Annotated in this window: 21 protein-coding genes; 7 read left to right on the top strand and 14 right to left on the bottom strand. The window is 70.6% G+C overall.

Annotation, left to right across the window (positions count from 1 at the left end; translation table 11 throughout):
- Positions 1-265 precede the first annotated feature (265 nt).
- The 4 genes from AB0F70_RS05675 to AB0F70_RS05660 all read right to left on the bottom strand — a co-directional run bounded on the left by AB0F70_RS05675 (position 266) and on the right by AB0F70_RS05660 (position 2,954).
- Positions 266-889 (bottom strand): TrmH family RNA methyltransferase, encoded by a 624-nt coding sequence (locus AB0F70_RS05675; protein WP_357444458.1) that lies wholly within the window; start codon positions 887-889, stop codon positions 266-268.
- Positions 889-1,665 (bottom strand): HAD-IIA family hydrolase, encoded by a 777-nt coding sequence (locus AB0F70_RS05670; RefSeq protein WP_357444455.1) that lies wholly within the window; start codon positions 1,663-1,665, stop codon positions 889-891. The genes AB0F70_RS05675 and AB0F70_RS05670 overlap by 1 nt, the downstream gene beginning before the upstream one ends.
- Positions 1,666-1,758: 93 nt before the next feature.
- Positions 1,759-2,067 carry a hypothetical protein gene (locus AB0F70_RS05665; protein WP_357444452.1) on the bottom strand — a complete coding sequence of 103 codons (309 nt, stop codon included), beginning with the start codon at positions 2,065-2,067 and terminating at the stop codon, positions 1,759-1,761.
- Positions 2,064-2,954, bottom strand: coding sequence for an HAD family hydrolase (locus tag AB0F70_RS05660; protein ID WP_357444449.1), 891 nt, complete (start codon positions 2,952-2,954; stop codon positions 2,064-2,066). The genes AB0F70_RS05665 and AB0F70_RS05660 overlap by 4 nt, the downstream gene beginning before the upstream one ends.
- A gap of 152 nt (positions 2,955-3,106) precedes the next feature.
- Between AB0F70_RS05660 and AB0F70_RS05655 the strand changes: the two genes are divergently transcribed.
- Genes AB0F70_RS05655 through AB0F70_RS05640 form a run of 4 tightly spaced genes read left to right on the top strand, consistent with a single transcriptional unit; the run spans position 3,107 to position 4,875 of the window.
- Positions 3,107-3,307 (top strand): hypothetical protein, encoded by a 201-nt coding sequence (locus tag AB0F70_RS05655; protein ID WP_357444755.1) that lies wholly within the window; start codon positions 3,107-3,109, stop codon positions 3,305-3,307.
- Positions 3,223-3,825: a DUF6879 family protein gene (locus tag AB0F70_RS05650; protein ID WP_357444737.1), complete on the top strand. Its 603-nt coding sequence runs from the start codon at positions 3,223-3,225 to the stop codon at positions 3,823-3,825. Before AB0F70_RS05655 ends, AB0F70_RS05650 begins: the two co-directional genes overlap by 85 nt.
- A gap of 1 nt (position 3,826) precedes the next feature.
- Positions 3,827-4,651 carry a helix-turn-helix transcriptional regulator gene (locus AB0F70_RS05645; protein ID WP_357444446.1) on the top strand — a complete coding sequence of 275 codons (825 nt, stop codon included), beginning with the start codon at positions 3,827-3,829 and terminating at the stop codon, positions 4,649-4,651.
- Positions 4,648-4,875 (top strand): hypothetical protein, encoded by a 228-nt coding sequence (locus tag AB0F70_RS05640; RefSeq protein WP_357444734.1) that lies wholly within the window; start codon positions 4,648-4,650, stop codon positions 4,873-4,875. Before AB0F70_RS05645 ends, AB0F70_RS05640 begins: the two co-directional genes overlap by 4 nt.
- 17 nt (positions 4,876-4,892) lie before the next feature.
- On the opposite strand, the gene AB0F70_RS05635 is transcribed toward AB0F70_RS05640, so the two are convergent.
- The gene (locus AB0F70_RS05635) at positions 4,893-5,621 is read right to left on the bottom strand and encodes a hypothetical protein (RefSeq protein WP_357444443.1); all 729 of its coding nucleotides are present in this window, start codon (positions 5,619-5,621) and stop codon (positions 4,893-4,895) included.
- A gap of 129 nt (positions 5,622-5,750) precedes the next feature.
- Complete coding sequence (gene pyrE, locus AB0F70_RS05630) at positions 5,751-6,326, bottom strand: orotate phosphoribosyltransferase (protein ID WP_357444440.1); 576 nt, start codon at positions 6,324-6,326, stop codon at positions 5,751-5,753.
- Between the two features lie 65 nt (positions 6,327-6,391).
- Between pyrE and AB0F70_RS05625 the strand changes: the two genes are divergently transcribed.
- Positions 6,392-7,447 carry a magnesium and cobalt transport protein CorA gene (locus tag AB0F70_RS05625; RefSeq protein WP_357444437.1) on the top strand — a complete coding sequence of 352 codons (1,056 nt, stop codon included), beginning with the start codon at positions 6,392-6,394 and terminating at the stop codon, positions 7,445-7,447.
- 55 nt (positions 7,448-7,502) lie between these two features.
- On the opposite strand, the gene AB0F70_RS05620 is transcribed toward AB0F70_RS05625, so the two are convergent.
- Genes AB0F70_RS05620 through AB0F70_RS05605 form a run of 4 tightly spaced genes read right to left on the bottom strand, consistent with a single transcriptional unit; the run spans position 7,503 to position 11,390 of the window.
- The gene (locus tag AB0F70_RS05620) at positions 7,503-8,279 is read right to left on the bottom strand and encodes an SDR family NAD(P)-dependent oxidoreductase (RefSeq protein ID WP_357444434.1); all 777 of its coding nucleotides are present in this window, start codon (positions 8,277-8,279) and stop codon (positions 7,503-7,505) included.
- A gap of 9 nt (positions 8,280-8,288) precedes the next feature.
- Entirely contained in the window at positions 8,289-9,791 is a 1,503-nt protein-coding gene (locus tag AB0F70_RS05615; RefSeq protein ID WP_357444431.1) for a tripartite tricarboxylate transporter permease, read from the bottom strand.
- On the bottom strand, positions 9,784-10,389 hold the full coding sequence (locus tag AB0F70_RS05610; RefSeq protein ID WP_357444428.1) for a tripartite tricarboxylate transporter TctB family protein: 606 nt from the start codon (positions 10,387-10,389) through the stop codon (positions 9,784-9,786). Before AB0F70_RS05610 ends, AB0F70_RS05615 begins: the two co-directional genes overlap by 8 nt.
- On the bottom strand, positions 10,386-11,390 hold the full coding sequence (locus AB0F70_RS05605; RefSeq protein WP_357444425.1) for a tripartite tricarboxylate transporter substrate-binding protein: 1,005 nt from the start codon (positions 11,388-11,390) through the stop codon (positions 10,386-10,388). Before AB0F70_RS05605 ends, AB0F70_RS05610 begins: the two co-directional genes overlap by 4 nt.
- A 208-nt stretch (positions 11,391-11,598) precedes the next feature.
- On the opposite strand from AB0F70_RS05605, the gene AB0F70_RS05600 reads away from it, so the two are divergent.
- Both AB0F70_RS05600 and AB0F70_RS05595 read left to right on the top strand, forming a co-directional pair.
- Entirely contained in the window at positions 11,599-12,954 is a 1,356-nt protein-coding gene (locus AB0F70_RS05600) for an ATP-binding protein (RefSeq protein WP_357444422.1), read from the top strand.
- Positions 12,951-13,640, top strand: a complete 690-nt coding sequence (locus AB0F70_RS05595; RefSeq protein WP_357444419.1) for a response regulator — start codon at positions 12,951-12,953, stop codon at positions 13,638-13,640. The genes AB0F70_RS05600 and AB0F70_RS05595 overlap by 4 nt, the downstream gene beginning before the upstream one ends.
- Before the next feature lie 13 nt (positions 13,641-13,653).
- On the opposite strand, the gene AB0F70_RS05590 is transcribed toward AB0F70_RS05595, so the two are convergent.
- From AB0F70_RS05590 to AB0F70_RS05575, 4 genes are all read right to left on the bottom strand, one after another.
- Positions 13,654-14,073, bottom strand: coding sequence for a rhodanese-like domain-containing protein (locus AB0F70_RS05590; RefSeq protein WP_357444416.1), 420 nt, complete (start codon positions 14,071-14,073; stop codon positions 13,654-13,656).
- A 187-nt stretch (positions 14,074-14,260) separates the two neighbouring features.
- On the bottom strand, positions 14,261-15,265 hold the full coding sequence (locus AB0F70_RS05585) for a 2-oxoglutarate and iron-dependent oxygenase domain-containing protein (protein ID WP_357444413.1): 1,005 nt from the start codon (positions 15,263-15,265) through the stop codon (positions 14,261-14,263).
- A 285-nt stretch (positions 15,266-15,550) separates the two neighbouring features.
- Positions 15,551-16,228, bottom strand: a complete 678-nt coding sequence (locus AB0F70_RS05580) for a hypothetical protein (RefSeq protein WP_357444410.1) — start codon at positions 16,226-16,228, stop codon at positions 15,551-15,553.
- A gap of 85 nt (positions 16,229-16,313) precedes the next feature.
- Positions 16,314-19,745: a S8 family serine peptidase gene (locus AB0F70_RS05575; protein ID WP_357444407.1), complete on the bottom strand. Its 3,432-nt coding sequence runs from the start codon at positions 19,743-19,745 to the stop codon at positions 16,314-16,316.
- Between the last annotated feature and the right edge of the window lie 47 nt (positions 19,746-19,792).

Genomic DNA, 19,792 nt, shown 5'->3' with positions numbered 1-19,792 from the left:
ATGAGCTGGTGAGATGGGCGGTCGCAAAGAGTGTCCAAGGCCGCCCGGGTATGCACCTTCGATCTTGCCACGATCCACAGGCCGTTGTGTGCGGTCGTTCGACAGTCGAACGGCCGAAACACTGTGGTTTTCGTCTGTCCGCCGCCTTCGAGCGCCTTGGAAGGCCGCTCTGACCTCAGCCGACGGGGCGGTCCTCGGGGTTGCGTTCGCGGATCGGGGTGAAGACCGCCACGCCGACCACCGCCAGATAGCCTGGTACGACGGCCTACGAGGCGTGCTGCGTCGCCCAGGCGTGCATCGCTATGGCGGCGGCGGCTCCCGCGTTGATCGACCGGGTAGAGCCGTACTGGGTGATGTGCAGGACGACGTCGCAGGCGGCCTGGGCCTCCGCCGTCAGGCCGGTGGACTCCTGGCCGAACAGCAGGACGCACTCCCGCGGGAGCGGGTAGCCCTCGATCGGCACGGAGCCCGGCACGTTGTCGATGCCGACGATCGGCAGACCTCCCGCCCACTCGGCAAGCGCCTCGGCGTCCGGGTGGTGCGTCACGTGCAGGTACCGATCGGTGACCATCGCGCCGCGGCGGTTCCACCGGCGTCTGCCCACTATGTGCACGCCTGCCGCGTTGAACGCGTTGGCGGTACGGACGACCGAGCCGATGTTGAGGTCGTGCGCCCAGTTCTCGATGGCCACGTGGAGCGGGTGCCTGCGCGTGTCCAGGTCGGCGACTATCGCCTCCACGGACCAGTACCGGTAGTGGTCGGCGACGTTCCGGCGGTCGCCGTCTGCGAGGAGCTCCGGGTCGTAGCGCGGGTCGTCGGGCAGCGGTCCGGACCAGGGTCCGACGCCGACCTCGTGCTCAGGGCTGGTCATACCCGTCGTCGCGCCCATCAGACCAGGTCGACGATGTCCGCTATCGAGTTCACCACGTGGCTGGGGCGGAACGGGTACTTGTCGACCTCGTCGGCCGAGGTCGACCCCGTGAGCACCAGGAACGTCTGCAGGCCGGCCTCCATGCCGCCCAGGATGTCCGTATCCATGCGGTCGCCCACCATGTTCGTGGACTCCGAGTGCGCGCCGATCAGGTTGAGCGCCGACCGGAACAGCACCGGGTTGGGCTTGCCCACGTAGTAGGGCTGGCGGCCGGTGGCCGCGGTGATCATCGCGGCCACCGACCCGGCGGCGGGCAGCAGGCCCTCCTGCGAGGGCCCGGTCACGTCGGGGTTGGTGCAGATGAACCGCGCGCCGCCGACGATCAGCCGGATGGCCTTCGTGATGGCCTCGAACGAGTAGGTGCGGGTCTCGCCGAGCACCACGTAGTCCGGGTCGGACTCGGTGAGCGTGTAGCCCGCCTGGTGCAGCGCCGTCGTCAGACCCGCCTCGCCTATCGCGTACGCGCTGCCGCCCGGGATCTGGTCCGCGACGAACTGGGCGGTGGCCAGGGCTGACGTCCAGATGTTCTCTTCAGGCACTTCGATGCCGCTGTAGGCGAGCCGGGCGCGCAGGTCGCGTGGCGTGAAGATCGAGTTGTTCGTCAGGACGAGGAACGGCAGCTCCTTGTCCCGCAACGCCTTGATGAACTCGGGGCCGCCGGGGATGGCGGTGCCCTCGTGCACCAGCACGCCGTCCATGTCCGTGAGCCAGGCTTCGGTGGTCCGCTCGATCATGGCCGTCAGCCTAGCGTCCGGGTCACGAACGCCCGTGCCGTGGTGCCGTCCTCATTGGGTGTGCGTGACACGAGGCGACACACTCGGGTGGGGTCAGGCGGGGACGTGGTAAACGGCAGCGGTAGCACTGTCTGCCCAGTGGTAGGCCGGAAGTGCTGCTTCGCTGCACCAGCGGCCGGGTCGGGCGGCCTCGTTGTCGGGCACCCATTGGAACGTGTGGCGTTTCGTGTCTGATGCGACGCGCTGGAGGGTGACGACACGTCCGCAGTTGACGCAGGTTCCGTGCGGCGTCGGTAGTGCCGGATGGCGCGCAGCCGAGGGCACTCCTGGCGAGGTCATCGTGGTGACGACTTGGGCGGTGATGTCTTCCTGGCCCTCGTGTTCGACGACGGCGGGGTTCATCGCGCGACCCTGATCGAACGCAGCACGCCTACCACGCCGTGCTCGTGCAGTCGTCCGGTGACTTCGTCGGCGGCGGCCCGGACATGTTCGGGTGCGTCGCCCATGGCGACGCCACGGGCTGCCCAGGTCAGGGCTTCGATGTCGTTGACGGAGTCACCTACAGCGACCGTGTTGGCGGGCTCGACGCGTAGGCGTCGGCGAACGGCTTCCAAAGCCGTGGCCTTGGACAGTCCGCCGGCGGTGACGTCCAACCAGTCGACGTCCGCCGGTGTGGCGGTGAGTCCGACAGCCCGTAGTGGATTGATCAGGGTGTGGACTCCTGGTGCGCGCAGGACGATCCGCGGTGAGGCCAGAGCCTGTAGTTCGTGGACCGGCAGCACCGTCTGCTCACCCGGCAGCAGACCAGTGGGAAAGACGGCATCGACGTAGTAGCCGACGCCGATCTCCTCGACGGCGATCTGGAGTCCGGGCAGGCGCCCATTGAGCGCTGCGGTGATGACCAGGCGCGCGTCGAGTGTCTGCACGTCCGTGCCCGCGTCGAAATCGTATCCGCTCTGACCAGGCTCCAGGCGGGCGATCACCGCGCCGTTGGACGCGATGACCCAGCCTGTACGCAGGTCCAGGGCGCGGGCGACAGGCATGATCCCAGCCAGTGACCGACCTGAGGCAAGAACGACGTGATGGCCGGCTGCCCGCACCACAGCGACGGCCGCGGCCGTCTCAGAGGGCACATCCAGGCTGCCACTGGCGGTGATCGTGCCATCGATGTCCAACGCGATCAGGACACCTGGCGATCGTTCGCTGCCGTGCTGCGTCTTCGCTGACTGGGTGATGATCGTGGTCGTCTGTTCGGCCTCTCGTCTCCGGGCCTCAGTCCTGGTCGTCATGTGCACGAGCGTCCCATCGCGTGACGCCGTCCGACACGCAATTGCACCTAGTAAAGCAATTGCGGGCTAGATGTCCTTCCGATGGCGGACATGTGGTGCCACACTTCCCGAGCAAGAGTTCTAACCGCTGCAAACCAACCCGTGGAGGAACGATGGACGTCGAGTTCATGTGGAAGGACGCGGACAGCAAGACCGGCGAGTGCCCGGCGCTGTACAAGGCCGAGGGTGGCTACGTCGTCCAGGGCGTCAAGCTCGACGACGAGACCCGATCCCAGCTGCGTCAGCTCGCCGACGGCGAGGACGGCGTATTCGTCCCTGCGAACGTGCTCGAGCGCTTGCGGGGTGCGCTCTGACTAGCCAGGAGATCACGAGGCAGGAGTTTGGCGAGCTGCTCCGGAGTTTCGAGTCGACGGCGTTCCGGCTGGAGCAGCAGCCGGTGTACGCGGTGGACCTCGACGAGCACTACGAGGCCTTCATTGCTGACCGCATGGAGGACCCGACCGGAGATCCCGCGTTCGTCGACTGGCTCGAGTACGTCAGTGCGTTGACGGCTGCGGGCCGGAGGATGGAGCGGGTTCGGGTGCAGCACGATCCACCCTCGGACTACCACCGTTACGCCCGCTGGGTGGGCGGTTGGAACGTCAAGGCCGGTGAAGTCATCCACTACACGACCCGCGATCGCGCCGCCGAGGTTGGGCTCCTGCCCGCCGCTGGTGCTGACGACTGGTGGCTCCTGGACGACGCGCGCCTGGTCGTCATGGAGTTCGACGCTGCTGGCGTACTGACAAGAATGCACTTGGTCACCGATGATGCGTCTCTAGCACGCGCCCGGGCACATTGGGAGTTGGCATTGCGCGCCGTACCCTCCTGACATGCCTGGTCCCGATCACCTGCAGAACCTCGGCCGGCGTCTGCGTGCGCTGCGCGTGGGCGCCGGTCTAGCAGGCAAGGAACTTGCCGAGACACTCGGCTGGCCGGCTTCGAAGGTCTCTCGCTTGGAGCTGGCCCGGCAGAACGCGTCACCGTCGGACATCACCGCGTGGGTCACGGCGACTCGCGGCAGCGCGGACGAGCGAACTTTGCTCCTCGGCCTGCTCGACCAAGCTCGCGAGGACCTGCGCACCTACCGGCAGCGGACCAAGCACGGCCAAGCGCCCGTCCAGGCCGGGTACAACGCACTGGTCGAGCGATCCAACATCGTGCGGCAGTTTCACAACACCGTCATCCCCGGCATGCTGCAGACCCCGGACTATGCACGCGCGATCCTGACAGCGAGCTCACGAACGCACGAGGTGCCAGTGCCCGACGTCGAGGCCGCCGTCGCCACGCGGATCGAGCGCCAGCGCTATCTGTACACCGCGCGCAGGTTCGAGTTCGTTCTCGCGGAACCGGTGCTGCGCTGGGGCCTGGTCCCGACCGACGTCATGCTCGCTCAGATCGATCGCCTGCAGTCTGCGATCGGGCTGCCGAACGTACGCCTCAGCATCCTCCCGTTCGGCGCTACCGACGATGTCCCGACCCACATGTTCGAGATGTTCGACGACCTCGTCTGCGTCGAGACCGTCAGCCGCGAGCACCGTCACGTCAACCCCGAGGCCCAGGTCTACGTCGAGACCTTCGTCGACCTGCAGAAGGTCTCGCTCACCGGCGAGGACGCCCGCCGCTTCCTGCTGCGCATCTCCGACGAGCTCACCTGACGGCCCCGGCCCTGGCGTGGTCAGCAGACGCCGTCATCGTCATCGGGGGATCCTGGGGCACGCTCTCCGAACTAGCGCTCGCCAAGCGGCGTGGCATCCCCGTCGTCAGCCTCGGCGGCTGGAAGGTGCCCGACGTCGACGGCCGGCCCGTTCCCGATTCACCGCCAGACGCAGCAGCTGCGGAAGACGCTGTTGCCTTCGCTCTGGAGGATGCAGGTTCGTGAAGTGAGGTCGCGACAGGTCAGGTCAGGCCGGGGATCCCGAAGCCGTTGATCGTCCCGCCCGACTCGAAGCGGGGCCCACCCTTCTCCATGGGCAGCACGATCCGTGCGACGTCGGCTACCCGCTTGGCCCGCTCGGTCAGGGTCGTCACGTCGGTGCGGCCGGGCCGCCACAGCATGATCGACGGTCCCTCGATCCGAAGCCTGGAGCCGTGGAAGTCGGGCAGCATCACGATGTTCGCGAGGCGCGCGTCGAGCGCCCTGCGCGCGAAGAACTCGTCAGAGGTGCGCACGAGCCACTGCCCGTCGAAGGCGGGGTTGTCGATCTGGACGTCCTGCGCACCGAAGAGCTTCTGCCACTTCTCGCGGATGCCCTCTGGCGACAGGTCCACCACCGGCTCGCCCGGCAGTGCGTCGAGCGCCACGACGTGGGCCGTGCGGCGCAGACCCGGGCGGCGTGTGTCGGCGCCGGGCGAACCCGTGCGCCAGGTGTAGGTGAACGAGACGATGTCGTGGCCGTCGACGTTTCCCCGCAGCACGTCGCGCGCCTCACGGTCCAGGCCCATGCCGAACGGCCGGCCGCTCCAGCGCTGGGCGAGCATCGGGTCCTTGCCGATGTACTCCCACCCGTTCGCCTCTGCCCATTGGGCGACGTCCTGTGAACGCCCGCGCTTCATCACCCGCACCGCGGCGATGGTGAACACCACCAGTCCGACGACGAGCAGGACTAAAGCGACAAATGGCCCCATGAACCTAAAGATACAGTAGGGCTAGGCAAAAGTCTTCACGGGAAGTGATATCGAGACGCCCGGATTACGGTATTGCCGAGCTCAGGATCTGTTGATCACCCGAGCCTGCGGTTCCGCTCAGGCTCAGGCTCAGGCGAGGCCCAGGTCCTGCAGGCCGTAGAGGTAGTGGTACGGCACGCCGAGCGCCTCGATCTTCTCGCCCGCCCCGGTGGCCCGGTCGACGATCGTGGCCACGCCGAGCACCTCCGCGCCGGCGGCGCGCGCCGCCTCGATCGCGGCGATCGGCGAGCCACCCGTGGTGGTGGTGTCCTCGACGACGACCACCTTGCGGCCCGCGATGTCCGGCCCCTCGATCTGGCGCTGCATGCCGTGCGCCTTCGCCGCCTTGCGCACCACGAATGCGTCCAGGTCCTGGCCGCGTGAGGCAGCGGCGTGCAGCAGCGCGTCCGCGATCGGGTCGGCGCCGAGGGTGAGGCCGCCCACAGCGTCGATCTCGGCGGTGCCGAGCCCCACCTCCTCGAGGTGGTCCAGCAGCACGTGGCCCACGAGCGGGGCCGCCCGGTGGTGCAGCGTGATCCGGCGCAGGTCGACGTAGTAGTCGGCCTCCTTGCCGGAGGACAGGGTCACCTTGCCGTGCACCACGGCGAGCTCCTTGATGAGCTCTGCCAGCTGCTCGCGCGGGGTCGGGGAGAAGTCAGCGTTCACGGTGCAAGGGTACGTCGCGGCGGACGCCGGTCCGGGTTGCCGTGGACCTCTGGGAGGGTTCTGCTGTGAGCATCATGGACAACGCGGTGTACGTGGACGGCAAGCGCACGGCGAACCCGGTGAGCATCGAGGAGACCTGCGAGGTCACCCGCGAGCGGGGCGGGACCGCCTGGGTCGACCTCGCCTGGCCCGAGCCCGACGAGATCCGGGCGGTGGCCGAGGAGTTCTCCCTGCACCACCTCGCCGTCGAGGACGCCATCCACGCGCACCAGCGCCCGAAGATCGAGCACTACGACGACGTCCTGTTCGTGGTGCTGCACCCCGCGCGCAGCGTGGACGACGACGGCGACGGGCACATCGACCGGGTCGAGTTCGGCGAGGTGCACGCCTGGGTGGGGCCGGACTTCGTGGTCACCATCCGGCGGTCCGCCGCACCGGACCTGGCCCAGATGCGGGCCGGGCTGGAGCAGGACCCGGACCTGCTGCGGCTCGGGCCGGTAGCGATCCTCGCGACGCTGCTCGACCAGGTGGTCGACACCTACCGGCCGGTGATCTCGCGGCTCCGCGGCGACATCGACCAGGTAGAGGACCAGCTGTTCTCCCGCGACCCCGAGGTCTCCCTGCGGATCTACGAGGCGACCCGCGAGGTGATCGGGCTGCAGCGGGCCACCAGCCCGCTGGTCGACATCCTGCAGACGCTGCACGACGCGAACGAGGAACGGTCCCCCGCCGCCGAGGCCCAGGAGCACCGCTACGTCGAGCTGCAGCGCAGCCTGCGCAACGTGCTGGACCACGCCGTCAAGCACGCGGAGACGTCGGGTACGTTCCGCGCGCTGCTGACGAACGCGCTGAACGTGCACTCCACCCTGGTGACCCAGGAGCAGAACGAGGAGATGCGGCGCATGTCGGAGATCAGTCTCCAGCAGAGCGAGCAGACCAAGAAGATCTCCGCCTGGGCCGCGATCCTCTTCGCGCCGACGCTGATCGGCACCATCTACGGCATGAACTTCGACTACATGCCAGAGCTGCACTGGGCGCTCGGGTACCCGCTCGCGCTCGCCGGGATGGTCGGCCTGGGCGGGATCTTCTACTGGATCTTCAAGAAGGTCGGCTGGCTCTGACGGCCCGGCGCCGGAGGGCGCCCGGACCGCCCGGCCCGCCGGGCCACGCCGTCCGTCAGCGGTACTTGCCGAGGGCGCGGACGGCCCAGCGCGGCGCGACCCGCAGCGCGGCGGCGGCCACCTTGTACCGCACCGACGGCGTGGACAGGACGACGCCGCGGCGCACGTCCGCGAGTGCCTCCCGGACGACGTGGGAGGCGTCGAGCCAGGCCCACTCCGGGATCGCCGACTTGGGGATGCCTGCCCGGGCGTGGAACTCGGTGTGTGTGAACCCGGGGGCGACCACGGTGGCGGTGACACCGGTGCCCTTGAGCTCGACCGCGAGGGCCTCGGTGAACGTCCGCACGTACGCCTTGGCTGCGGCGTAGGCGCCGCCGGCGGTGAGAGCCGCCACCGAGCCGACGTTGAGGATCGCGCCCTGGTCACGTTCGAGCATCTGCCCGACGGCGGCGTGGGTCAGCTCCACGACCGCCTTCACCATGACGTCGATCCCGCGGCGCTCGGTGCTGACGCGGCCCTTGGCGAAGCTCACGCTCGTGGCAAAGCCCGCGTTGTTGACGAGCAGCCCCACGGGCGGCAGGTCGCCGTCCTCGGGCCTGCCGCCGACGACGGCGAGCCGCTGCGCGACCCGCGCGACGTCGTCGGGCACCGACAGGTCCGCCCGGAGCACCTCTACCGCCACACCGTGGGCGGCGCGGAGCTCCAGGGCGACCTGGTTCAGCCGCTCCTCGTCGCGGGCCACGAGCACCAGGCCGTGTCCCGCCGCCGCGAGCTGCCGTGCGAACTCGAGTCCCAGGCCCGCGGACCCGCCGGTGATCAGTGCTGTACCCATGTCCGCAGCCTAGGCCTGAGCGCGCTCGCGGCGCTTCAGCCAGATGCCGACGGCCACCAGCACGATGATCGCCACATACGCCGAGGCGGCGAACGGGCTCGCGACCAGGTAGCTCAGGTCGCCCTGGCTGATCGCGAGGGACCGGCGCAGCCGGTCCTCCGCCATCGGGCCGAGGATCATGCCGACCACCAGCGGTGCCACGGGGTACCCGTAGCGCCGCATGAAGAACCCTGCCGCGCCGATCAGCACCAGGAGCAGCACGTCGATCGGCGAGAAGTGCAGCGCGTAGGAGCCGAGCGCGCCGAACATGAGGATGCCCGCGTAGAGGTAGTGCCTCGGGATGCGCAGCACCTTCACCCACATGCCGACGAGCGGCAGGTTCAGCACCACGAGCATGAGGTTGCCGATGTACAGGCTCGCGATCAGCGCCCACACCAGCGCGGACTCGTTCAGCATGAGCTGGGGGCCCGGCTGGATGCCGTAGGACTGGAACGCGACGACGATGATGGCCGCGGTCGCCGTCGTGGGCAGGCCGAGGGTGAGCAGCGGGACCAGCACACCCGCCGAAGCGGCGTTGTTGGCGGCTTCCGGACCTGCCACGCCCTCGATCGCGCCCTTGCCGAACTGCTTGCGGCGCTCCTTGCCGGCGAGCCGCTTCTCGGTGGCGTAGGAGAGGAACGTCGCGACGTCGGCCCCGCCTGCCGGGATGGTGCCCACCGGGAAGCCGATGGCCGCTCCGCGCAGCCACGGCTTCCAGGAACGACGCCAGTCGTCCGGCTTCATCCAGGAGCGCCAGCCCTTCTCGATCGGGATGACCTTGATGGGCCCGTGCCGCATCCGCGAGCCCACGTACAGGGCCTCGCCGACGGCGAACAGGCCGACGGCGACCACCACGACGTCGATCCCGTCGGCCAGGTTGGGCACACCGAACGTGAAGCGCTGCTGGCCCGTCAGGGTGTCGGTGCCGACCAGCCCGAGGAACAGGCCGAGGGCGAGCGACGCGAGGCCACGCGGGACCGAGGACCCGATCAGGGCGCCCACGGTGATGAACGCGACCACCATGAGGGCGAAGTAGTCGGGATCGCCCAGCTGGACCGCCACGTCGGCGATCACCGGCGCCAGGAACGTGAGCGCGACCGTTGCGATGGTGCCGGCGACGAACGAGCCGATGGCCGCGGTCGCGAGAGCGGCGGCGCCGCGCCCGGCACGGGCCATCTTGTTGCCCTCGATCGCCGTGACTATCGACGCGGACTCGCCGGGTGTGTTGAGCAGGATCGACGTCGTCGACCCGCCGTACATGCCGCCGTAGTAGATGCCGGCGAAGGCGATGATCGCCGCCGTCGGCTCCAGGGTGTAGGTCAGCGGGAGGAGCAGCGCGATGGCCATGGCCGGGCCGATGCCCGGCAGCACGCCGACCGCCGTGCCGATGAACACGCCGAACAGCGCCCACAACAGGTAGACCGGGTGCAGGACGGTGGTGAACCCCTCGAGCAGCGCGGAGAAGTTATCCATGGAGGAACGGCACCCCTTCGAGCAGCGGGCCGGGCGGGAGCGACAGCCCCAGCAGCCCGCCGAAGATCAGTTGGACTATCAGGCCCAGCACGAGCCCGGTCAGGGCCGCGCGCCACCACGGGCGCGCGCCCAGGATCATCGCGGCAGCCGCGAACAGGACAGCCGCAGCGAACGGCCAGCCGATGATGTTGATCAGGAACACGTGGACGACCAGGGCGACCACGAGCAGGACCACGGTCAGCCAGTCGGTGCGGACGGTGGGATCGACGTCCTCGCCGCCCTCCTCCTCACCGCCCCGGCCGCTCAGGACCAGGAGGACCAGCACCACGCCGACGACGGCGAGCAGCCCGCCCACCAGGTAGGGGAAGGCGCGCGGCCCCAGCGTGTTGGTCGAGCTGGGCACGGTGATGCTCCCAGCGGCGACCAGCACGTACACGCCGAGCGCAGTGGTGGCCAGGGCCAGGACGAGCTCGCCCCACCGACGGCGCGGCGGCTGTGCGGCCCCCGGCTCGAGGCTGTCCGACGGCGGAGGGCCGGCCTCCGCCGTCGGCTCACCAGGTGCTGTGGGCGCCAGGGGCGCCGCGTCGTCGGGCCTCACTGGATGAGACCGATGTCCTGGAGCACCACCTGGATCTCCGCGATGTTGCCCTCGAGGTACGTGTCGAACTCGTCACCGGCGAGGAAGGCGTCGTCCCAGCCCTTCTCCTCGAGCGTGGCCTTCCACGCGTCCGACGCGGCGAGCTCGGTGACGGCAGTGGTCAGCGCCTCCTTGTCGGCCTCCTCGATGTTGCCCGGGGCGACCACGCCGCGCCAGTTGGTGAGGACGACGTCGTACCCGGCCTCGGTGAGGGTCGGGGTGTCGGGCAGGGCGTCGACCCGCTCCTCGCCGGACACCGCGAGCGCACGGAGCTCACCGGCCGCCACCTGCTCGGCGTACTCGCTGATACCCGAGATGCCCGCGCTCACGTTGTTGCCGAGCAGCGCAGCCAGCGACTCGCCACCGCCCGAGTAGGCGATGTAGTTCAGCTTGTTCTGGATGTGCTCCGACGGCATGCCAGAGGCCTGGAGCAGCATCCCCGCGAGGATGTGGTCCGTGCCGCCGGCGGACCCGCCGGTGATCGACACGTCCTTGCCGTTCTTCGTGATGTCCTCGACGAGGTCGTCGACGGTCTTGTACGGCGACTCCGCCGGGACCACGATGACTTCCTGCTCCTCCGTGAGGCGCGCGATCGGGGTGGTGTGCTCGATCCGGGCCTGCGCCTCGTTGGTCTCGACAGCGCCCACCATGACCAGGCCCATCACGAGCAGGGTGTTCGGGTCCGTGGCGTTGGCGATGTTCGCCAGGCCGACCGTGCCGCCCGCACCGTCGACGTTGGTCACCGTAGCGTTGCCGACCAGCCCCGCCTCCTGCATGTCGGCCTGCATGGCACGGCCCGTCTGGTCCCAGCCGCCGCCCGGACCCGCCGGGACCACGATGGCGAGCTCGTCGATGGCCGCGTCGCCGCCGCTACCGCCGCCTGCCTCCAGGGCCGAGCAGCCCGCGAGGGTCAGGGCCAGAAATATCCCGACCGGGGCAGCCCCGGTTCGCATGACGCGCATATCTTCTCCTTTGAGTGGATGCGGCTGAGTGAAAGTCGCGAGATCGTGGACCGGTCCGGCCACGTCGCCGGCACTCGCTCCACCTCGGCGTGAGCGTAGGGAGCACCCCCGCAACGGGCCGGGTTGTGGTCGCAACGAAGGTTGTGGTCGTTTTGTTCACGGCCCCTCGGCTACCGCACCTGCCGCCGCCCGGTGCACACTGGCATCCGTGAGAAGAGCGATGACGCTCCGGGCACAACTGCTGATGCTGCAAGTCGTCATAGTGCTCGTGCTCGTCTGCACCACCGGTTTTGTGGCGTCCACCCTGCAGGAGCGCCAGCTCCGTGATGCCTACGTCGACCGGATGACCGGGGTGGCGCAGTCGGTCGCGCGCCTGCCCGCCATCGTCGACGCGTACGACGACGAGAACCCGTCCGCCACGATCCAGCCGATCGCCGAGGTGATCCGCGAGGCCTCAGAGGTGACCTACGTGGTCGTCACCGACGAGAACGGCGTCCGCTATTCCCACCCCGACCCGGAGCAGATCGGGCGGCGCGTCTCCACCGACCCCTCCGTACCGCTGTCCGGGCAGGTGTGGACCGGTACCCAGACCGGGACGCTCGGCACGTCCTGGCGCGTCAAGGTGCCGGTCTTCGGTCACGCCGCCGACGACGCCGCCCCCGCCCCCGTCATCGGCACCGCCAGCGTCGGCATCCTCGAGTCCGAGCTGCGCGCCGACCTGACCGACGACCGCGGCTGGCTGCTCGGGGCGCTCGCGGTCGCCGCGGCGGTCGGCGTGCTGTGCGCGGCCTGGGTGACCCGCCTCGTCCGTCGCCGGATCTACCTGCTCGAGCCGGAGGACATCGCGGGCCTCCTGGAGACCCGCGGCATCACCGACGCGCTGCGCTCCCAGTCGCACGAGTTCGCCAACACGGTGCACGTGATCTCCGGGCTGCTGGAGCTGGGCCGCACCGAGGAGGCGGTCGCGTTCATCGAGCGGTCGGGCTACGGCGGGCTGCTCACCTCGTCCGCCGTTGCGCCGGGCGTGCGGTCCCCAGAGCTCGCGGCGCTGCTGCTGGTCAAGGCGATCACCGCACGGGAGCGGGGGGTGATCCTCGACGTCGACGACGCGTCCGCGCTCGACCCGCCCACCACGCCGGAGGCCTCGTCCCTGCACGCGGACGCGCTCGTCGTGCTCGGGAACCTCATCGACAACGCGGTCGACGCCGTCGGCCCGGAGGGCCAGGTCCGCGTGCTGCTGCACCTCGACGACGCGCTGCTGCGCCTCCGGGTGGACGACGACGGCCCCGGGATCCCCGCCAACCTGCACCACCAGGTGTTCAAGGCAGGGTTCTCCACGAAGGTGCCAGGCAACCGTGAGCACAGCCGTGGCATCGGCCTGGCGCTGGTCCGGCGCGTGGTGGACCGGCGCGACGGCGAGGCGCTCATCGGGACCGGCGACCTCGGCGGGGCACGGATCACCGTCGAGCTGCCGTTGCCCGCGGCGGCGCCGGCGTCGGCGCCCGCGCCCGCGCCGGCGGAGCGCACCCCGGCCGCCGCGGGAACCAGGGAGACGACTACATGACCGAGCAGGCGCGGACGCTTGTCGTCGAGGACGACCCGGCAGTCGCCGTCGTGCACCGGGGATTCGTGGAGAGCCACCCGCGGTTCGTGGTGGTGGGCGAGGCCCGGAACGGCGCCGATGCGCTGCAGCTGGCCTCCGCCCTGCGCCCCGACCTGGTGCTGCTCGACCTGCACCTGCCGGACATCGGCGGGCTCGACGTGCTCCGGCGGCTACGGCTGCTGCCCGGCCCGCCCGTCGACGTCGTCGCCACCACCGCCGCACGCGAGCTGGACACCGTGCGACAGGCGATGGCCGGCGGCGTCGTCGCCTACCTGGTCAAGCCGTTCACGTCCGCCGCGCTGCGCGAGCGGCTCGACGAGGTCTGGCAGCGGCGCGAGGACGTGCGCCGCGCGCAGACCACTCTCGACCAGGACGAGGTGGACCAGCTCCTGGCCGGGCCGCGGACCGCGACCACCCTGCCGCCCAAGGGGCTCTCCGAGCGGAGCCGCACCCTGGTCCAGGAGGCTCTCGGCCGGCTGTGCGGCACCGCGGAGGACGCGTCGGCGGCAGAGGTCGCCGAGTCGGTCGGGATGTCGCGGGTCAGCGCCCGCCGCTACCTGGAGCACCTGGTCGCGGAGGGACACGCGCAGGTCAGCCCCCGGTACGGCTCGACGGGCCGCCCGGAGAACCGCTACCGCCCGGCCTGATCCCGGCGGACCGTCAGAGCGGGGCGGTCAGCGGGTCCGTGTCCGGCTGGACCGGACCGTTCGACGTGTCGTACGCGAAGCCCTCGCGGACCCAGTACTCGAACCCACCGATCATCTCCTTGACGTCGTAGCCGAGCTTCGCGAACTCGAGCGCGGCCTTGGTCGCCCCGTTGCAGGCAGGGCCCCAGCAGTACACGACGACGGGCTTCGCCCGATCGATGGACTGCTCCGCGCGCAGGCGGACCTTGCCTCCGGGCAGGTGCACCGCGCCGGGGAGGTGGCCCTGGTTCCAGGACTCCGGAGACCGGACGTCGACCAGGGTGAACGGGGTGCCCGCGGCCAGCGCGGAGTGGACGTCGCTGACGTCGGACTCGAAGGCGAGCCGCCCGGCGAAGTGCGCGACGGCGGCGGAGGTGTCCTGGAAGGTCGTCATAGCCAGAGTGTGCGGATCCCAGGGTGTCGGCGACAAGGGGGCGCGTCCCCACGGTCTCTGAAGCGTCCGTAAGTCGCGCTACTCCGAGCCCCAGGGAGAGCCCACGCACCCGGGCTGTGTTGCTGAGAGTAGACATTGTCCACTCTCAGCAACACAGTCCCAGGGGTACCTGTCTCCCTGAGGCCCGTCAGGCGTCCTGCAGCAGGTGCGGGTGCTGCGCCTCCACGACGTTCGGGTGCGCGCGCAGCCGGCTCTTGAGCCAGTTGTCCCCGAACACCGCGTGCAGCGGGTTGGCCGGGTCCCTGGTCACGCCGGGTGCGTCGGCGGCGAGCGCGGGTGGCAGGTCGATCGTCGGGATGGACGCGTCGAGCGCGGGCCCGTGGAAGTACGGGATCGAGATGCGCTCCGTGCCCGGCGCCGGGGAGACCACCCTGTGCAGGGTCGCCTTCAGGTAGCCATCGGTAGCGATCTCGAGCAGCTCGCCGATGTTCACGACGAACGCGCCGGCGGGCGGGACGACGTCGAGCCACTCGCCGTCCTTCTCCACCTGCAGGCCGGCCTTGCCGTCCTCGACGGAGAGGAGCGTGAGCACTCCCAGGTCCTTGTGCGCGCCGACGCCCTGTGCGGGCGCGTCCGCCTCGATCCCCGGGTAGCGGGCGATCTTCAGAGCCGGCGAGGGTCGCTCGAACACGGCGTCGAACGTGTCGGACGGCGCCCCGAGCGCCTCCGCCCACGCCCGCAGCAGGCGCGTGGCGACACCGTCGAGCCGGCTCAGCCACTCCTCGGCGACCTCGCGCAGCGCGGGCAGGGACTCGGGCCAGAGGTTCGGGCCCTCAAGGGTCCAGAAGTCGGGCTTCCCGGGCTCGGCCGGAACCGCAGGGCGCTCGGCGCCGATGTCGATCTGCTCGCGCTGGTCGACGCGGCCGAGGGTGCGTTCGCCGCCCATACGCGTCCAGCCGCGGAAGTGCGGGCTGTTGACGTTCTCGATCGCGCGCTTCTGCTCCTCGGGGAGCTCGAAGAACTCCTTGGCCGTGGCGTAGGCGCGGTCGATCAGCTCGCGCGGGACGCCGTGTCCGACCAGGGAGAAGAAGCCGACCTCGTGGGTGGCACGCCGCAGCTCGTCGCGGAAACGCGCCTGGTCGTCGGGGCCGCCGTCGAGCAGCGAGAGGTCCAGTACGGGGATGCCGGGCATGGGATGGTCCTTTCGAAGGGTGCGTGGGTGCGCCGACGGCGGCGGTCCCGGCATCCGTCGATGGCTCCGCCCCGATCTCCTGGCCGCCCGGAAAGGCGAACGCTGGAGTCAGCACGTGCAGGTGGATGCGGTGTGAGCGCGGACTGCTGTCGGCGGCGCGAGGGATCGCGCCAGGGGGTCGCCTTTCGGCAACCGCTCAGCGGCGACAGCAGGAACAGGTAAAGATGCTCACGATGTGAGACACATTAGCACTCGCCGCGCGGGGGCGGCACGGACTGTGACGTGTCAGTCCGTCATGGTCTCGCGCAGGAACCGGACGACCCTGCGGGCCCGGAACATCAGCGCGTAACCGATGGCGATCACGTGGCCCACGACGCGCATGGTCTCGTTGACGGCGCCCTCCAGCAGCGTGTCCTCGTCGTCGACCACGCCGTCCCTGGCCGACCGCAGGCTGAGGATCTTCGCCCGGTCGTCCGGGCCCAGCTCCTCCAGGAGCTTCGGCACCGTCGAGAGCGACTGCGCGAAGGGCGCGTTGCGCAGGAGGACCGGCTTGATGATGTCCTCGGGTTCGAGGAACTTCCCGGCGATGATGATGACGGCGACCACCGAACGCCGTCGGGCGAAGGCCGCGAGCACCGCGCCCGCGCCGGCGGACGCACCCATGAGCGCCACGCGCTCGCCGCGCTGCTCGTACCGTTCGATCATCTCGTCCAGGCGGTCCAGCCGGTCCTGGAACGAGGCGTCCGAGGACCAGCGGACGCGGAACATGGTGGTGCGCACGCCGAGCGCCCGCCAGGTGCGCAGCGCCTCGCGCTGGAGGTGCACCAGGGGCGGCAGCCGGTCGCCGAGCCCGGGCACGAAGATGACGCGGATCGGCGCCTTACCGGCCGACCCGATCACGCGGCGGGCGGCGGCGTCGAGCCCCGGGAGATCGCTGTCGCCGCTGGTCGTCTGCTCGCTCATGTCGCGCAGAGGCTACACGGCACAGGTACGGGTCAGACCCACAGGTCACCGGAGTGACCTGTGGGCCTGACACTGGGGCCTGGCGTCAGCGGACGCCGTACGCCCGGATCACCGTCTGCTGGACGGTGCCGCCCGACTTGTCCTTCGCGCTGACGCGGACCGAGACGTGCTCGGTGCCGGCCGGCACGTCGAGGCCCGCGGTGTAGACGCCGGCATCGGTCCGGCTCAGCGTGGCCTTGTGCCAGGTGGCACCGTCGTCGGCCGACCACGACAGGCTCGCCCCGGTGACCGGGCTACCGGTGCTGCCTGTCTGGTGGCCGACGGTCACCGTGGCGGTGGTCCGGCGCGGTGCCTCGTTCCTCAGGTCCATGCCCTTGACCGCATAGGCGACGTCGAGGGCCGGCAGGTGTACGGGCTCGGCCGCGGAGCCGCCCGGCTCGGTGTGGAAGTTCCACTCGGTGCGCACCTGCGTGGACCTGTCCCACCAGGACGCTTCCTGCGCCGCGCCGAGCACCACGCGGTAGTCGGCGCCTCCAGCGGGGATGCGCACCTCCGCCGACGGGTACGTGTTGTCGGCGACGGCAGCGCCGTCCTGCCAGACGCGGAGCCGCGTGGTGTCCCCGTCGAACGACTCGAACTGATGCCTGCCGGCGTCGCTCCAGGGGACGAGGCCGAGGTCCAGCGTGCGCCCCGCGGCGGTGATCGCGCCCTCGTCGAGCCGGGTGCTCAGCACCGCGCCGCCAACGGTCGCCCGTGCCTTCTCCTGCGGCGCGTACTCCCGGGGCTCGCTCTTGAAGTAGCCCTCGTCGGGCTCCTCCACACCTGCGTAGACCTCGTGGCCCCACGCGACGCCGTTCGCGCTCACGTACTCCGTGCGCCGGCCAGGGGTCGTGACCGGGCTGGACACCGCCGAGCCCCAGAGGTGATCGGCCGCGAAACCGACCCGCGCGCTCGCACTCCGGTGGTCCGCGCCGAGCGCCGCATAACCGGTGGCGATCGCCGCGGTGTTCCGCTCCGTCGCCCGGAACTTGAACGTGTCCACCACCTCCTGCGTGTACAGGAGGTCGTAGGTGTACGACGGCGGACGGCTCGCGCTCGAAGGTCCGGTCAGGACGAAGTGCGTCTGCAGGTCGTGCTGACCGGTGGTGACCGCAGTCGTGGTGGGCGTCGCGTAGGCCTTCGCTCCGGCGGTGACCATGATCCCGAAACCGTAGGGTTCGCCGTCTGCCGCGGTCCGGGTGTCGTCCAGCGCGAGCCACGTGAGGTCCGCGGGCCGCTGGGTGGTCACCGTCAGCTCCCGCGCCGTCCGCGCGTCGAGGACCAGCGTCGTGTCGTCGGCCACCTCGATCTCGGGGTGCAGCACGGCGGTCGCCTCGGACACCACGAACTCCTCGTCCGCCGTCCACAGGAAGCCCGTGACCGAGTACTTGCCCGGCGGGACCCGCAGGTCGACACCCTCGGCGCCGATCTCCAGGTGCTCACTGAACAGGGCGGGGTCGTCGACATTCACGATACGGACGGTGGACGAACCGGCGTGCGGCTTCCCGTCGCGCCCGACCGCGTCGATGTCGAGGTCGGCCAGGTCGGGCTCCTTATAGTAGCCGAGCGGGGTACGGATCTCCTGGCCGGCCGGCCCGGTGGCGGTGACGGCGCCCGAGTAACGGCGTTCGACGGCGCCGACCGTCGTGTCCACACGGACGTCGACGGACGCGGTGCCCTGCGCCGGGACGGTCAGCGTGCTCGAACCGAGCGTGACGGCGCGGGCCGGCAGGGGCTTGCCGTCCTGGCGGGTCGCCGCGACCGCGAGGTCGAGCGTGACCGCGGCGTCCGTGTCGTTCTCGTAGGTGAGCGTCCGCGTCACGCGGCCCTTCTGCGGAAACTCCAGCCCGCCGAACGACAGCGAGGCGGGAGAAGCCACGACCGGCAGCTCCAGCGCGGCGGGCAGGTAGATGCGCCCGGCGCCCTCGTCGAACACGCCACCGCTCGTGTGCTGGGCGGAGCCCATGAGCACTGCCTTGAGCTGCTGCCCCGACAGGTCGGGGCGTGCCTGCTTGAGGAGCGCCGCTGCGCCCGCCACGTGCGGAGCTGCCATCGACGTGCCGCTGTAGGCGATGTACTTGCCGGTGCCCGAATCTGGCCTCGTGCCGACGGCACGGGCCGCGACGATCTCGACCCCCGGCGCGGTGACGTCCGGCTTGATCGCCTGGTCGAGCGCTCGCGGGCCGCGGCTGGAGAAGGTGGCGACCTTGTCGGCATCGTCCACGGCGCCCACGGTCAGGGCGGAGCTCGCGGCCCCCGGGGTGGCCACCGTCCCGTACTCGCCGTCGTTACCCGCCGCGACGACGAAGAGGGTCCCGTGCCGGGCGCTCAGCGTGTCGAGGGCCACGGAGGTCGGATCGGTGCCGTCCGTGTAGTTCTCGAACTCGCCGAGGCTCAGATTCACGACGTCGGCGCCCTCGCCGGCCGCCCACTCCATGCCGTCGACGACCGAGGACATCTGGCCGCCGCCGAACTCGTCGAGCACCTTGCCGACGAGCAGGTCCGCCCCCGGCGCGACGCCGCGGTTCATGCCGTCCGACGCGTCGCCGGAGCCCAGCGCGATCGAGGTGACGTGCGTGCCGTGACCGTAGAGGTCCTTGGTGTTCCCGGAGCCGGTGAAGTCCTTGGCCCCGACCACCACGTCGTCCAGGTCCGGGTGGGTGCGGTCGAGGCCCGAGTCGAGCACCGCCACCGTCACACCCTCACCGGTGTAGCCCGCTTCCCAGGCCGCGGGGGCACCGATCTGCGGCATCGAGTCCTCGTCGAGCGCCTGGACGGGTGCGTCCAGCCACACCTTGACGTCGGGTGTGGCCGAGCGGGCCGCCGACCCCGACGCATCGCGCCGCAGTCCTGCGAGCAGGTCGGCCGCCGCCGCGCGGTCCAGGTCCGCCGAGATCGCCCCGGCCGACTCGAGCGTCCGCTCAGGCTCCAGGCCGAGCGCCGCCCAGTCGGGCTGCGGCCGGTCCGGTGCCTTGCGCTCGCCCGACGACTGCTGGTCGCCCCGGAGGGACGCGTCCCGCCCCGCGACTGCCTCGTGCGCCACGGCGGCGTCCTGCACGATGACCGGGACGGTGTCCCGGTGCGCGTCGTCGTACCCGGCCGCGACCAGGCCCGAGACGTTGAACAGCGCACGGTCCATCCGGTCGGGCACGAGGCCTGCGACGTCGGCGGGGATCACGTACAGGCGGTCGCCCTCGGTGATCCGCTGGAAGGCGATGCCCTCGCGTCCCGCGCCGGGCGTGACGGCCGCCGAGCTGCGGCCGTCGGCGTGCCGGGTGAGCGTCACCCGGTCGCCGGTGATCAGGGTGACGGACGCGGTGGTCGGGGTGCCTGCTGTTGTCAGGACCTCTGGCCCGACGGCGGCGCCGTCACCGTCCGCTCCCGCCGCGAAGGCGCCGAGCGTCCACGCCGGTACCCCCGCCCCCATCGCGACCGCTACGGCGAACGCCGCTGCTGCTGCGCCTGTTCTGGCACGCATCTGCTGTCTCCTTCGTGAGAAGCCGGCGGCATGAATGCCACCTCACG

The sequence above is a fragment of the Promicromonospora sp. NPDC023805 genome, from assembly GCF_040639635.1.
Lineage (GTDB): Bacteria > Actinomycetota > Actinomycetes > Actinomycetales > Cellulomonadaceae > Promicromonospora.
Note: the sequence above shows the minus strand (reverse complement) of the source record. Positions and strands in the feature narration are given on the sequence as shown.